The organism is Nocardioides sp. NPDC057577 (assembly GCF_042801335.1).
Lineage (GTDB): Bacteria > Actinomycetota > Actinomycetes > Propionibacteriales > Nocardioidaceae > Nocardioides.
Map to the genome: position 1 here is coordinate 24,234 of NZ_JBHVGB010000011.1, position 13,927 is coordinate 38,160.

General features: G+C 69.8%; 11 protein-coding genes. 7 read left to right on the plus strand and 4 right to left on the minus strand.

Annotated features, from left to right (window positions below):
• The first annotated feature begins 136 nt into the window (after window positions 1-136).
• A complete protein-coding gene (locus ACFU7D_RS03980) occupies window positions 137-2,458 on the plus strand; it encodes a molybdopterin cofactor-binding domain-containing protein (protein ID WP_378863621.1) in 2,322 nt (773 codons plus the stop codon).
• 9 nt (window positions 2,459-2,467) lie between these two features.
• Window positions 2,468-2,959 (plus strand): (2Fe-2S)-binding protein, encoded by a 492-nt coding sequence (locus tag ACFU7D_RS03985; protein ID WP_378728348.1) that lies wholly within the window; start codon window positions 2,468-2,470, stop codon window positions 2,957-2,959.
• Between the two features lie 9 nt (window positions 2,960-2,968).
• Here the strand turns inward: ACFU7D_RS03985 and ACFU7D_RS03990 are convergent, their stop codons facing one another.
• Window positions 2,969-7,201 (minus strand): BTAD domain-containing putative transcriptional regulator, encoded by a 4,233-nt coding sequence (locus ACFU7D_RS03990; protein WP_378863625.1) that lies wholly within the window; start codon window positions 7,199-7,201, stop codon window positions 2,969-2,971.
• 143 nt (window positions 7,202-7,344) lie between these two features.
• Here ACFU7D_RS03990 and ACFU7D_RS03995 point away from each other — a divergent pair, with 143 nt between their 5' ends.
• Window positions 7,345-7,605 carry a hypothetical protein gene (locus tag ACFU7D_RS03995; RefSeq protein WP_378863628.1) on the plus strand — a complete coding sequence of 87 codons (261 nt, stop codon included), beginning with the start codon at window positions 7,345-7,347 and terminating at the stop codon, window positions 7,603-7,605.
• Between the two features lie 20 nt (window positions 7,606-7,625).
• On the opposite strand, the gene ACFU7D_RS04000 is transcribed toward ACFU7D_RS03995, so the two are convergent.
• Window positions 7,626-7,931 carry an MTH1187 family thiamine-binding protein gene (locus ACFU7D_RS04000; RefSeq protein WP_378863631.1) on the minus strand — a complete coding sequence of 102 codons (306 nt, stop codon included), beginning with the start codon at window positions 7,929-7,931 and terminating at the stop codon, window positions 7,626-7,628.
• 87 nt (window positions 7,932-8,018) lie between these two features.
• Here ACFU7D_RS04000 and ACFU7D_RS04005 point away from each other — a divergent pair, with 87 nt between their 5' ends.
• Together ACFU7D_RS04005 and ACFU7D_RS04010 are read left to right on the plus strand one after the other, a co-directional pair.
• Window positions 8,019-8,246 (plus strand): hypothetical protein, encoded by a 228-nt coding sequence (locus ACFU7D_RS04005; RefSeq protein ID WP_378728353.1) that lies wholly within the window; start codon window positions 8,019-8,021, stop codon window positions 8,244-8,246.
• Window positions 8,243-8,929, plus strand: a complete 687-nt coding sequence (locus ACFU7D_RS04010) for a hypothetical protein (RefSeq protein WP_378863634.1) — start codon at window positions 8,243-8,245, stop codon at window positions 8,927-8,929. The genes ACFU7D_RS04005 and ACFU7D_RS04010 overlap by 4 nt, the downstream gene beginning before the upstream one ends.
• 398 nt (window positions 8,930-9,327) lie before the next feature.
• Here the strand turns inward: ACFU7D_RS04010 and acnA are convergent, their stop codons facing one another.
• Window positions 9,328-12,015: an aconitate hydratase AcnA gene (gene acnA, locus ACFU7D_RS04015; protein ID WP_378863637.1), complete on the minus strand. Its 2,688-nt coding sequence runs from the start codon at window positions 12,013-12,015 to the stop codon at window positions 9,328-9,330.
• Between the two features lie 285 nt (window positions 12,016-12,300).
• On the opposite strand from acnA, the gene ACFU7D_RS04020 reads away from it, so the two are divergent.
• Both ACFU7D_RS04020 and ACFU7D_RS04025 read left to right on the plus strand, forming a co-directional pair.
• On the plus strand, window positions 12,301-12,672 hold the full coding sequence (locus ACFU7D_RS04020; RefSeq protein WP_378821394.1) for a hypothetical protein: 372 nt from the start codon (window positions 12,301-12,303) through the stop codon (window positions 12,670-12,672).
• Window positions 12,659-13,084 carry a hypothetical protein gene (locus ACFU7D_RS04025; RefSeq protein WP_378863640.1) on the plus strand — a complete coding sequence of 142 codons (426 nt, stop codon included), beginning with the start codon at window positions 12,659-12,661 and terminating at the stop codon, window positions 13,082-13,084. The genes ACFU7D_RS04020 and ACFU7D_RS04025 overlap by 14 nt, the downstream gene beginning before the upstream one ends.
• Here the strand turns inward: ACFU7D_RS04025 and ACFU7D_RS04030 are convergent.
• Entirely contained in the window at window positions 13,081-13,899 is an 819-nt protein-coding gene (locus ACFU7D_RS04030; RefSeq protein ID WP_378863643.1) for an arylamine N-acetyltransferase, read from the minus strand. The genes ACFU7D_RS04025 and ACFU7D_RS04030 overlap by 4 nt on opposite strands.
• Window positions 13,900-13,927: the final 28 nt, after the last annotated feature.

A 13,927-nucleotide genomic window follows, 5' to 3' on the forward strand; every position in this document is an offset into this window, starting at 1 on the left:
GCCCGTCACCAGCCGATTTATAGCGAACTCACACATTTCCCGACGCGCCCTTCCCAAACGCGCCACGGCTGCTGAATGGTGCTATGTGTCGTGGGTCACAAATATCTCGGCCTGCCCAACCAGGAGTGAGCACACCATGGAGAACCACCCCACTGAGGGCCCGTCTCGGGTCTCCAGACGTTCGTTCGTCGGATACGTCATCGGCGGCGCGACACTGATCGCCGCCGCCGACCTCGGCCTGACGCCGTCCGCGGCCCAGGCAGTGCCGGTGCCGTCGGTGCCGCAGATCCCTGAGATCTACGATCTCAACGACTTCCTGAGCCACTGCGCGATGCCGACCTCGAACCTGATCGCGATCGAGGTCGATGAGAAGGGGCACGCCCACTTCGCGCTGCCGCGGATGGAGGTCGGCCAGGGCATCACCACGGCGGTGGCGATGTTGATCGCCGAGGAGCTCGATCTTCCGGTCGACGACGTGCACGTCACGCTGGCGCCGGCTCGCCCCGAGCTGCTGTTCAACCAGCTGACCGGCGGCTCGAACACGATCGTCTCGATGTACACCCCGGTGCGTGTGGCTGCCGCCATCGCCCGCAAGGCGCTGCTCGAGGCTGCCGCGATCCTGCTCGGGGGCACCGTGGCCCAACTGGTCTCCAAGGGCGGCGTGATCAGTGCCCCGGACGGGTCCTCGGTGACCTACGGCGAGGCCGCCGCGAAGGCCGCGAAGCCGACGACCGAGAAGGTCGAGGTCGAACTCAAGGAGACCTCCGAGCACGCCGTCGTCGGGAAGCCTCACCGGCGCGTCGACGCACGCGAGGCCGTGACCGGCAAGAAGAAGTTCGCGATGGACCTCGACGTTCCCGGCGCGCTGCCCACGATGGTCTGCCGCGCCCCCGAGCTCAACGGCACCGCCGTCGAGATCAAGAACAAGGGCGACGTCGAGACGATGCCCGGCGTCACTCACGTCGCGATCATCCCCACCGGCGTGGCGGTCCGGGCCAAGACGTTCGGGCAGTGCATCGACGCCGTTCGCGCCCTGGACGTCACCTGGAACTCCGGCACCGTGACCACGATGTCGGCCAAGGACGTCCGGGCCGAGCTCAAGGCTGGGCAGATCCCGCTCGCGGTGCCGAAGATCGGCGCCACCTCGGTCGAGGGCGAGTTCACCTTCCACTTCCGCAGCGGATCGGCCCTCGAGCCCAACTGCGCCGTCGCCGACGTACGCGACGGGAAGGCCACCATCTGGGGCGGGCTCAAGTCGCCGATCACCGCCCAGGAGAAGATCGCCGCCGCTCTCGGCCTGCTGCCGACCGACGTGAAGGTCAACGTCGTCCAGGGCGGTGGCTCCTTCGGGCGCAAGCTGTTCTTCGACGCGGCGCTCGAGGCAGCCCACGCATCGAAGGCGTTCGGAGCGCCGGTCAAGCTGATGTGGCACCGTGCCGACGAGCCGCGCCAGGGGCGGGTCCACCCGATGGCGGTCTCCCGGGTCCGGGCGACCGTACTGGCCGGCAGCGTGCTCACCTTCGAGCAGCGCCACGCCAGCGTGGCCACCGACTTCACCCACGGACTCGGGGAGCGGCTGACCGCGGAGGCGGCGGCGCTGCCGACCGGTCTGTCGAACCTGACCTTCTCGGAGTCGATCTTCCTGCTCGCCACCGAGATGCCCTACAACTTCGGGGTGGTCACCCAGCTGCTCAACGAGCCCAAGCCGGCGGTCGACCGGTTCAACACCAGCTCGGTGCGCAACATCTACTCCCCCGATGTGGCCACCGCCAGCGAGCTGATGGTCGACCAGCTGGCCAAGAAGCTGAAGCAGGACCCGGTCGCGTTCCGGCGCAGGTATCTCAAGAGCGACGTCGTCAAGCGGGTCCTCGACCGGGCCGCCGAGCTCGGCGACTGGGGCCGTTCGATGCCCGCCGGCACGGCCCAGGGCATCGCCATCCACAAGGAGTACAAGGGCGCCACCGCCGTCCTCGTCGAGATCGACTGCCGTCCCGAGACGGTCAACCGCGAGGTACGCGACGCGGTCACCGGCCCTCGGATCACCAAGGCCCTCGTGGTCGCCGACGTCGGCCTGGTCATCAACCCGGCCGGGGTGAAGGCCCAGATGATGGGTGGCTTCTCCGACGGGATGTGCCAGGCGCTGACCTACAGCAACCACCTGGTCGGCGGTCAGTTCCTGGAGGCCAGCTGGGACAACTCGGCCTACACCAGGCAGTGGAACGTGCCGTTCGAGTTCGAGTGTGAAGTGATGGAGTCGCACGGCAGCCAGCCCGGCGGTGTCGGCGAGGCCGGCGTGGCCGCCTCGATGGCAGCCGTCGCCTGCGCCTACGCCCGCGCCACCGGTGAGGTGCCCACGGAGTTCCCGATCAACTTCCACGAGCCACTCCACTTCGAGCCCAAGTCCTTCATCCCCTCCGTACCCGAGTCGCCGACCGACGGCCTCGCCTACACGTTCTGAGGTCCTGCGATGCCTTCACACACCTTCCAGCTCAACGGCGAGACCGTCACCGTCGACGTCGAGGACGACGTCCGCATCCTCTGGGTCCTGCGCGACGTCCTCGGTGTCACCGGCCCCAAGTACGGCTGCGGCATCAACGTCTGCAAGGCCTGCACCAGCCACATCAACGGCAAGGCGTTCAACCCGTGCTCGGTGAAGGTCGCCGACCTCGGCGCCGACGACGAGATCACCACCATCGAGGGGCTCGCCGACACCGCTCCGGGCGACGGCCTGCACCCGATGCAGGAGGCCTGGCTCGAGCACGACGTCGCCCAGTGCGGCTACTGCCAGCCCGGCCAGATCATGACCGCGGTCGCCCTCGTCAACAAGGTCCGCAAGGAGGGCCGCGCCATCACCGAGGCCGACCTCGACACCATCCGCAACGTCTGCCGCTGCGGGACGTACTCCCGGATCCGGGAGGCCATCAAGACCGGACAGGACGCGATGGCCCGAGGGCTCTAGCCGAGCCTCTCACTCGTCCGGGCAGACGCGCCGGTAGGGCTCCTCGGGCAGGAACTCGTCCCACTCCTGCTCGGTCAGGTCCCGGCCCGCCATCTGGCACGCGAACTCGACGGCACGGTCGATATCGGTCTCCCACCGATGGACCGTGCCGTCGTTCGACGCGATCGCCACGTCGTGGCTGTCGCCGATGAACTGCGCGTCGGCCGGGACCGGGTCGCCCTCGTGGGGTGGATGCACGGTGCCCAGCAGGTCCAGCGTCGTGGCGTCCCACAGGCTGACGCCGCCGTCGTCGGCCCCGGAGACGAGCAGCTCGCCGTCGTCGGAGTAGTCGAGCCCGAGCACGGCGGAGCCGGAGCCGGTGGACCGCTGCAGCGTCTCGCCGGTCGAGACGTCGGTGGTCACGATCTCGCCGGTGTCTCCCGCCACCGCGACCGTCGAGCCGTCCGGCGAGGCGACCGAGGCGTACCTGACGAAGTCCAGGCTCCCCTCGGTCCGGACGTCGCCGGTCCGCACGTCGATCACCTGCCAGGTCTCGGAGACTCCGTCGGCGGAGACGCCGCCGACCATCGCACTGCTCCCGTCCCCGATCGGAGCGATGGCGGAGGCGGGGATGTCGAACGGACCGTCTCGCGGCTGCAGGGTCTCGGCGTCGACGACGACCGTCCCGGTCATACCACCGACGAGCAGGCTGCGGCCCTCGTCGACGTAGGCGAGCGAGACGATGTTCCCGTCGAGGACGTCGCGCCTCTCCACGGTGCCGGTGGCGGGGTCCAGCACCACGGCCTCCCCGCACGCACCCGTCACGCAGGAAGCGACGTACCGCTCACCCTCGGGGTGCCAGGTGCCGCTGCCCCAGGGGCCTGCGATCACCGGCACGCGGGCGGGCGGCGTCGCCTTCCCGGTGGCCGTGTCGACGAACCTGACCCATCCGGTGTCCCCGTCGGTCCAGCTGTAGGCCACCCGCCGCCCGTCCGGGGAGAGGTCGGCGTGCGCGTACACCTCGGTGTCGCCGACCCGACTCGTACGCCGCAGGTAGGTGTCCTGCCCCGACAGGTCCCAGGTGCGCACCATCGAGGGGCCGCCGCCGCCCTCGTAGACCAGGTCGCCGTCCGGGCTGAAGTCGACGCCCCACTCCGACGTGCTCTCCCACCGTGCCAGCAGCCGGCCGGTGGCGGTCTCCCAGGCGATGAGCTCGCCGTCGCTGGAGTGCGACACCACCAGCGCGCCGTCGGGCGAGAAGGCGACGTCGCGGACCCAGTCCTGGTGCCCGCGCAGCGTACGGACCGTCGTGCCGTCGGAGGCACGCACCAGGAGCACGTTCCAGCTCCGCTCCGAGCGTTCCCGCATGTTCGCCTCACCCGTGTCCGTGAGCGCCAGCAGGGTGCCTTCGGGGTTGAGGTCGGAGGAGGCGTACGACCTGATCTCCTCGCGCTGCCAGATCCGCTCACCCGAGGCCACGTCGTACGCCGCCAGCGGCCAGTCCGAGTAGAGGATCCGACCGTCCCGGCTGAGCCCGGCTCCCGACGGGACGGTGCCCGTCGGCATCCGGACAGGCGCCTTGGCCGGCGCGCGGAGGTCCCAGACCAACGTGTAGCCCTCGTCCTCCCACTCTGGAGCTGTCGGCCAGTCGGACGGATACACACTGCCGGCAAGGTAGCGGCCCCCGGCGCTGAACCGGACGTCGACTCCCCAGACCTTCCTGCCGCCGGGAAAGGCCAGCTTCGTCGTCGGCTCCATCGTGCTCGTGTCCAGCAGTCGCACCGGGTCCCTGGAGCCCTGGCCGTTGGGGATGACGGCGAGATGCTTGCTGTCCGGGCTGAACGCCGCGAGCATCCACCCGGCTCCTGAGGGCTGGACCGGGTCGTAGGTGTCCACCAGCCGGCCGGTGGCGGCCTCGTAGAGGTGCACCCGGTTCTGACCGTCCGAGGTCGCCATCCAGCGGCCGTCGGGGCTGACGTCCAAGGTCTCCACGTAGTCCCCCTCGGCAGGCGCCGAACGGACGAGCTCGGGACGCATCGCCAACGCGGCCACGAGGTTCGCCCGGGTCTCCGGCGAGTCGTCGAGCCGCGCACCAGCGGCGGCGAGCAGCAGCGAGAGAGTGACGTCGTCGGCAAGCAGGGCGCGGGCGCCGACCCGCCCCGCGTCCGCGGCGACGGCGGCGTGCTCGGCCCGGGCGGCGTTCTCGGTCGCCCGGTCGGACTGGACGACCGCCAGCGCCCCGGCGACCAGGGCGATGACGAGGAGTGCGGCGGCACCGCCGAGCGCCATCCGGAGGCGGCGGATCAGCCGGGCCTGGGCGCGTGCGCGTTCGAGGATGCTGCGCTGTTCGTCGTCGGCGTGGTGGGCGGAGGCCTGGAGGAAGGCGTGTTCGGTGTGGGTGAGGGTGGTGTTCTTGTCGGTTCGCCATTCGAGTGCTCGGGCCAGTCGTACGCCGCGGTAGAGCTCGCTGTCGGGGCGGCCCAGTGCTTCCCAGGAGTCGGCGGCGGTCGAGAGGTGGTGGCGGATGCGTTGGCCCTCGATGTCGTCCTCGAGCCAGCCGCGGAGCCGGGGCCAGGCGCGGGTGAGGGCCTCGTGGGTGATCTCGAGGGCGTCGTCGTCGGTGGTGACCAGTCGGGCGGTGACCAGCATCTCGATGAGCTGGTCGTGTTCGGGGTCGGTGCCGACCAAGCGGCGTGGCACCCGGGTGCGGACCGGTTCGCCCTCCGGGCCCGGGGAGACCAGCCGCAGGACGAGGTCGCGCAGCAGGTGGCGGCGTTCGACCTCGATCCGGGAGTAGAGACCTTCGGCGGATTGGGCCACGGCTCCGTTGATGCCGCCGCTGGCGCGGTAGCCGGCCACCGTGAGGGTGTTGCCCTCGCGTCGTTTCCAGGTCTCCTGCAGCGCGTGCGACATCAGCGGTAGCGCCCCGGGGTCGTTGCCGACCTCGCGGACCAGGAGGTCGACCAGACCGGGCTCGATCAGCAGCCCGGCTTGGCGGGCGGGGGTCTCGATCGCCGAGCGCAGACCGTCCTCCTCCAGCCCGCCGACCAGATACATGCCGCGCTCCACGAGCCGGCTGAAGCCGGGGTAGGCGGCGAGGTCGGCCAGGTGGTCGGCACGCAGCGCGAGGGCCACGGTCCGGTCCGCGGCCTCGGCGGCCACGACACCGAGGAACTCCTCCCGCTCGGCGGTGTCGTGGCACAGCGAGAACAGCTCCTCACACTGATCGATCAACAGCGCCGCAGTGCGCGGGGCCTGCGCGAGCGCGGTCAGCGAGTCCATCGGGTGGGGACCGGGGGTGATCGTCACGCTGGGCTGTCCGCGGCCTCGCAGGGCCGCGGCCACGCCGGCGCGCAGCAGCGAGGACTTGCCCGACCCCGAGGGCCCGACCAGCGCGAGCACCGAGGACCGCGCCACGATCTCCAGGCAGGCGGCCACATCGCCGTCGCGCCCGAAGAACCATTCCGCGTCCTCGACGCCGTAGGCCCGCAGACCCAACCAGGGACAGGTGCCCGACGGGGTGGGTGCATCGGCGACCAGCAGCGAGGCGTCCTGGCGAAGGATCGAGGTCTCCAGCGCGACCACCTCGGGGCCCGGATCGATGCCCAGGTGCTCGGCCAGGACGGCCTTGAGCTGGTGGATCGTGCGCAGCGCCTCGGCCTGCTGGCCGGACTGGTACTGCGCCCGGGCCAGCAACACCCACCGGTACTCACGCAGCGGTGCGGCGCGTACCAGGGCCTGTGCCTCGGAGAGGATCTCGCGGTACCGCCCGGCCCGCAACAATGCCTCGATCCGCAGCTCCTCGGCCTCCAGACGCAACTCGGAGAGCCGCGTACCGGCTGCGACCGCCGGCTCCCAGCCCTCCAGATCGACGAAGGGCTCCCCACGCCACCACCCCAGCGCATCGCTGAGCAGGTACGCCGCCCGATCGACCTCCCCGAGCGTGAGCAGCTCCTGGGCCCGACCGACCTGGTCCTCGAACCGCAACGAGTCGACCTCCTCGACCGGGAGATGCAACGCATAGCCCTGTGCCGAGGTCCGCACCACGTCGCGACCCAGCAGCTTGCGCAGCCGGACCACGCAACCCTGCACGATCTTCCCGGCCGAGGCCGGCGCACCCTCACCCCACAGCGCATCGAAGAGCTGGTCGGCGCTCACCGGATGACCCGGATCGGTCGCCAACGCTGTCAGAACCACTCGGTCCCGCCGACCCAGATCCCCCGAGCCGTCCACCGTCAGTGGGCCGAGAACGCCAATGCCCACCCTTCAAGCGTCGCACCGGGAATCGACACCGTCAACGCGGCCGATACCGGCGCGATACCGAGCCCCGACCACCGCGATACCGACCGATGTCAGAACGGAGACCTACACCGGGGCCCACCAGCCCCACGACCAAGGAAGGCACCATGAACACCACCACCCACCGCACCGCGACCACCCTCGCCGCTGCCACCGCCGTCGCCGGCGCACTGACCATCATGTCCGCCGTCGCGCCCACGGCTGCCAGCGCACGCCGCGTCGACCCTGTCGCCGACCCGGCCGCGCGCTGCGCCGTCAGCACCGGCGACGCGTCCAGCACCGCGCCGATGGACATCGCCGAGATCGTCACGATGCTGAAGGTTCGGAGGGCGAAGTACCTCTTCGACCACCCGTACCTGCTCCGCTGAACCGCCGACCTATCGCCCGATCAGCGCTCTCGCAGCACCGACTCGATCCGCTCCACCTTGGCGCTCAGCTGGCCCTCGTAGCCGGGCCGGATGTCGGCCTTGAGCACCAGCCCGACCCGCGGCGAGACCGCGGCGACCGCGTCGACGCACTGCTTGATGACACCCATGACCTCGTCCCACTCCCCTTCCAGGTTGGTGAACATGGCATTGGTCTCGTTGGGCAGCCCGGACTCGCGGACGATGCGGATCGCCTCCGCGACGGACGCGGCCACCGAACCATCGGGGTCGTCGGTCGTTGTCGGGGCGATGGAGAAGGCGACGAGCATGTCGAGACACTATCCAAATGCCTCCTGGGGCTGCATATAGTGGCGCCGCCGGGGGCCGAAGGTGCCTCACCCGGCGGGAAGGAACCGATGAGTGAGGGACTCGACCGGCTCGCTGCCACGCTGCGCGTGCCGGCGACGCGGCTTGCGCCGCTGGAGGCGTACGACGACCAGCAGCTGGGCCGGTTCGACGATCTGGTCCAGGGCGCGATGGCAGCGGAGGACAAGGCGTTCGACGCTTCCCTCGACGAAGCGCTGAAGCTGGTGCCGAAGATGCTGCGCGGGGTCGTCCAGAAGATGCTCGGAGGTAGTCGATGACCGCCCTGACCAGCTCGCTGGAGATCGCCAAGCTCGCCCACGAGATGCACGTGGACGAGTCCGAGCTCGCCTTCCTCGCCACCACCTCCCCCGACGACCTCCGCGATCTGCGCGGGATCGTCTCGCACGCGATGTTCAGCCGTCACGAGTCCCGGGTCAAGGGGCTGGCCGCGGTCAGCAGGAAGCTCCCCGCGGCCGTCACCGCGAAGATCACCGAGATCGCGATGGGCCCCATGCTCAGCGCCCGGGTGGCTGCGGTGATGGACCCCGCTGACGCCGCGAAGCTCGCCGGCCACCTGAAGCCGGAGTTCCTCGCCGAGCTCTCGGTCCATCTCGACCCGAGCCGGGTCGAGGGAATCATCGCCAAGCTGGACAGTGCTCTGGTCGTCGAGGTCGGTCGCCGGCTGCTCGCCCAGGGTCACCTGATGGCGCTGGCCCGCTTCACCGGCGTGGTCAGCCCGGCGACTTCGCTCGAGGTCGTCGACGGCGCCTCGGGCGCCCAGATCCTCCAGCTGGCGCTCTTCATCGACGAGCCCTCCGTGGTCGACCCGATCCTCGCCGGCCTCCCCGACGAGACCGTCGCCGAGATCGCCGCCGCGACGGCCGATCGCGGCGAGGCCGCCGATGCGCTCCTAGCCGCGCTCCACGAGGACAGCCGCGCCAGGATCGCCTCCCTGACTTGAGCCGAGGCGTCAGGTACGTCGGCCGAAGCGTCACCCGCGTTGGCCAAGGCGTCACGTACGTCGATCGAAGCGTCACCCGCGCCGGCCGAGGCGTCACGTACGTCGATCGAAGCGTCACCCACGCTGGCCGAGGCGTCACTGCGGTGGAATGAGGCGTCACGGCATGCCATCTCGACCGCCCTAACTGACATGTCGTCCGACATACCTGACGCCTCGCCCGACCTACCTGACGCCTCGCCCGACATACCTGACGCCTCGCCCGACATACCTGACGCCTCGCCCGACATACCTGACGCCTCGCCCGACCTACCTGACGCCTCGCCCGACCTACCTGACGCCTCGACGGGATGCGAAACGGCCCGCCACCCTTTCGGGTGACGGGCCGTTCGTGGGTCGGATCAGGCGTTGACCAGGCTGCGCAGGACGTACTGCAGGATGCCGCCGTTGCGGTAGTAGTTGGCCTCACCGGGGGTGTCGATGCGGACGACCGCGTCGAACTCGACACCGGTGTCGGTGGTGACCTTGACCGTCTTGGGGGTAACACCCTCGTTGAGCGCGGTGATGCCGGAGATCGAGAAGGTCTCCTCACCGGTCAGGCCGAGGCTGTCGGCGGTCTGGCCCGCGGGGAACTGCAGCGGGATGACGCCCATACCGATCAGGTTGGAGCGGTGGATGCGCTCGAACGACTCGGTGATGACAGCCTTGACGCCCAGGAGCGAGGTGCCCTTGGCGGCCCAGTCGCGCGAGGAGCCGGAGCCGTACTCCTTGCCACCGAGGACCACGAGCGGGGTGCCGGCCGCGGCGTAGTTCTGAGCGGCGTCGTAGACGAACGACACCGGGCCGTCGGCCTGGGTGAAGTCGCGGGTGTAACCACCCTCGGTGCCCGGGGCGACCTGGTTCTTGATCCGGATGTTGGCGAAGGTGCCGCGGATCATGATCTCGTGGTTGCCTCGGCGCGAGCCGTAGGAGTTGAAGTCACGCTGCTCGACGCCGTGCTCGATGAGGTACTTGCCGGCGGGCGAGTCCTTCTTGATGTTGCCCGCGGGGCTGATGTGGTCGGTGGTGACCGAGTCGCCCAGCTTCAGCAGCACGCGCGCACCCTCGATGTCGGCGACCGGGGCCGGGGTCTTGGCCATGCCGTCGAAGTAGGGAGCCTTGCGGACGTAGGTCGACTCCTCGTCCCAGGTGAAGGTGTCACCGGTCGGGGTCGGCAGGTTCTGCCAGCGCTCGTCGCCCGCGAAGACGTCGGCGTAGTCCTTGGTGAACATGTCGGAGTCGATCGCGGCGGCGATGGTCTCCTCGACCTCGGCCGGGGTCGGCCAGATGTCCTTGAGGAAGACGTCGTTGCCGTCGTGGTCCTTGCCGAGGGAGTCCTCGAGCAGGTTGACGTTCATGTTGCCGGCCAGGGCGTAGGCGATGACCAGCGGCGGCGACGCGAGGTAGTTCATCTTCACGTCGGGGTTGATGCGACCCTCGAAGTTGCGGTTGCCGGAGAGCACCGAGACGACCGCGAGGTCGTTGTCGTTCACCGCGGTGGAGACCTCGGGGATGATCGGGCCCGAGTTGCCGATGCAGGTCACGCAGCCGTAGCCGACGAGGTTGAAGCCGACCTTCTCCAGGTAGGGGGTCAGGCCCGACTTGTCGTAGTAGTTCGTGACGACCTTGGAGCCCGGCGCCAGGGTGGTCTTCACCCACGGCTTGCGGGTCAGACCCTTCTCGACGGCCTTCTTCGCCAGCAGCGCGGCGCCGATCATGACCGACGGGTTGGAAGTGTTGGTGCAGGAGGTGATCGAGGCGATCGTGACCGCGCCGTTCTCCAGCTCGAACTCGGTGCCGTCGGCCAGCGTGACCGGGACCTTCGCGTCGGCCTTGGACGTGTACGTCGGCAGGTGACCCTCGAAGGAGGTCTTGGCGTCGGTGAGCTGGACGCGGTCCTGCGGGCGCTTCGGGCCGGCGATCGAGGGGACGATCGTGGAGAGGTCGAGCTCGAGCTTCTCCGAGTAGCGCGGCTCGGCAGCAGGGTCGTGCCAGAGGCCCTGGTCCTTGGAGTACTTCTCCACCAGGGCCAGCTGCTCCTCCGAGCGGCCGGTGAGGCGGAGGTAGTTGATGGTCTCCTCGTCGACCGGGAAGATCGCGACGGTGGAGCCGAACTCGGGGCTCATGTTGCCGATGGTGGCGCGGTTGGCCAGCGGCAGGGCGGTCACCCCGGCGCCGTAGAACTCGACGAACTTGCCGACCACACCGTGCTTGCGCAGCATCTCGGTGATGGTGAGCACCAGGTCGGTGGCGGTCGAGCCCTCGGGCAGGTCGCCGTGGAGCTTGAAGCCGACCACGCGCGGGATCAGCATGGAGACCGGCTGGCCGAGCAGCGCGGCCTCGGCCTCGATGCCGCCGACGCCGAAGCCGAGGACGCCCAGGCCGTTGACCATGGTGGTGTGGGAGTCGGTGCCGACGCAGGTGTCGGGGTAGGCCTGCAGCTCGCCGTCGACCTCACGGGTGAAGACGGTGCGGGCCAGGTGCTCGATGTTGACCTGGTGGACGATGCCGGTGCCCGGCGGGACGACCTTGAAGTCCTCGAACGCGGTCTGGCCCCAGCGCAGGAACTGGTAGCGCTCGCGGTTGCGCTCGTACTCGATCTCGACGTTGCGCTCGAAGGCCTCCGGGGTGCCGAAGACCTCAGCGATCACGGAGTGGTCGATGACCATCTCGGCGGGCGAGAGCGGGTTGATCTTGGTCGGGTCGCCGCCGAGCTCGGCCGCAGCCTCGCGCAGGGTCGCCAGGTCGACGATGCAGGGCACGCCGGTGAAGTCCTGCATGATCACGCGCGCCGGCGTGTACTGGATCTCCTTGTCGGGCTCGGCGGTCTCGTCCCAGCCCGCCAGCGCCTTGATGTCGTCGGCGGTGATGTTCGCGCCGTCCTCGGTGCGCAGGAGGTTCTCCAGCAGCACCTTCAGCGAGAAGGGCAGCGACGCGACGTCGAGGCCCTCACCCTTGACCGCATCCAGGCGGAAGATCTCGTAGGACTTACCGTCCACGTCCAGGGTGCTCTTGGCACCGAAGCTGTCCTTGCTGGCCAACGCGTTCATCTCCTTGCTCGCGTCCACAGTGACGTACGAATTCAAGTCTTTGAGGCCCATCCTGCCCCGGCCACGTACGCCGGGAAAACAAAGGCTCACCTAACCTTTTACGACGGGCGGGCCCGTCGATCTCTTGATATCAAGATACATGATGTCGAACGACATTTCGAATCCCCCGGCGCGCCGTGTTGTGACCACCGCCGCTGACAGCGATCCTCGGATGCTCCATGATTGGTCCGACCGGGCCACCCGTCGGGCCGCTACTCGTCGGGCACTAGTGATTCGAGGAGAGCCTTGAGCACCCTGATCGCCGTCGTGGCGCTGGTGATCGCCGTGGCCGCCGCCGCTGTCGCCTGGCGCCTGCGGCGCGCCAACAAGGCGCTGCGTGCCGAGACCATCGGTCTGCTGTGGCGACTGGAGCAGGCCGACATCTCGGCCCCGCGCACCGCCTACGCCGAGCTCCCGCCCGAGGACAGGCTGCTCAGCATCCGCATCCTCAACCCGCTCGAGCTCGCCTCGGCCCAGACGAAGGCGGCCACGATGCTGCACAAGGTGCGGCCGGCGCTGCTCTCCAAGATGGTCTACGACCAAGCCGCCGACTCGCTGCGCGAGCGGCTGGCCGACGAGGGCGTGGTGGCGGAGGTCAAGGTCCATGCTGGTCGCTAGCCTCGCCCTGCTCGGTGTGCTCGGCGCCGGCGTCGTGGTCGCTCTCGCCCACCTGGAGCAGCGTCGCCTGGAGCGGGCGCTGGAGGACGTACGTCTCGCCGACCTGAAGGCGCGCACGTCCCTCGCCGAGGCCGAGCGCGCCGCGGACTGGCTCGGCCCCATCACCGACCCGATCACGGCACCGTTCGCGGAAGCCACCCGGTCGGTGGCCGGCGCGCTGGCCCGGGTGGTGCCCTACTCCGGCCGGCGTACGCCGCGGGTGCTCAACGCGATGCCGGCCACCACGACCGGCGAGCTGCTCGGCACGCTCGGCCCGCAGCTGGACGAGGCCGTCCTGGACCGCCGGCAGCTGATCACCGACCTCTCCGACGACCCGACGATGGCGATGCGGATCGTCGTCGACGAGCGTTAGCCGAGCACCCCCAGCCGCTCGCGCAGGCGAGCCCGCTCGTCGTCGGTGAGCGGCACCGCGAGCTCCTCGACGTAGGCCATCACCTCGTCGAGCCCGATCTCGCGGTGCTCGGTCTCCTCGCCCTCGCGGCGGATGGTGACGGTGTTGTGGGTGAGGCTGAGGTGTCGGTCCTCGCGGAGCCCGGTCACGATCAGCCGGTGACGGAAGTGCACCGTCGGGTGGGTACTGGTGTAGTGATGGCCGAGCGCGACGTCGCTCGGCACGACCAGCGCCTCGTCGTGGGTGTGCATCAGCTCCCAGCCGTCGTCCTTGGCCCGCTCCAGCGCCCAGCCGTGCTCGCCCCACCGCACCCGGTGGGTGATTCCCCGGACCTCGTCGACCGCGCCGTCGACCAGCGGGATCGGCCGCCACACGCTCAGCCCGAACCCGGGATCGGCCAGCAGCCGCTCCCCGTCCAGCTCGACCACGGCCACCAGATGCGTACGTCCCGCCGCGGTCGGGTCGGCGCCCACCCGCGCAAGCCGGCGCTCGACGGCGAAGCCCAGCCGGTCCAGCACCGCGGCGAACAGCGTCCCGTGCTCGAAGCAGTAGCCGCCCCTCCCCCGACCCACGAACTTCTGCTGCACCTCGGGCAGGCCGACACCTGGATGCTGGTCGAGCAGCACGTCGATGTTGTCGAAGGTGAAGGTCCGCAGGTGGGCGTCGTAGATCTCCTCCAGCGCCTCCCGCGACGGGCCGGGCGGCTCGGTCACGCCGATCCGCTCCAGATACGCCGTCAGGTCGAGCCGGCCGGTGCCCCACAGGTCATCGCTCACGGCAGCATCTCAACGCCGATCGGCGAGC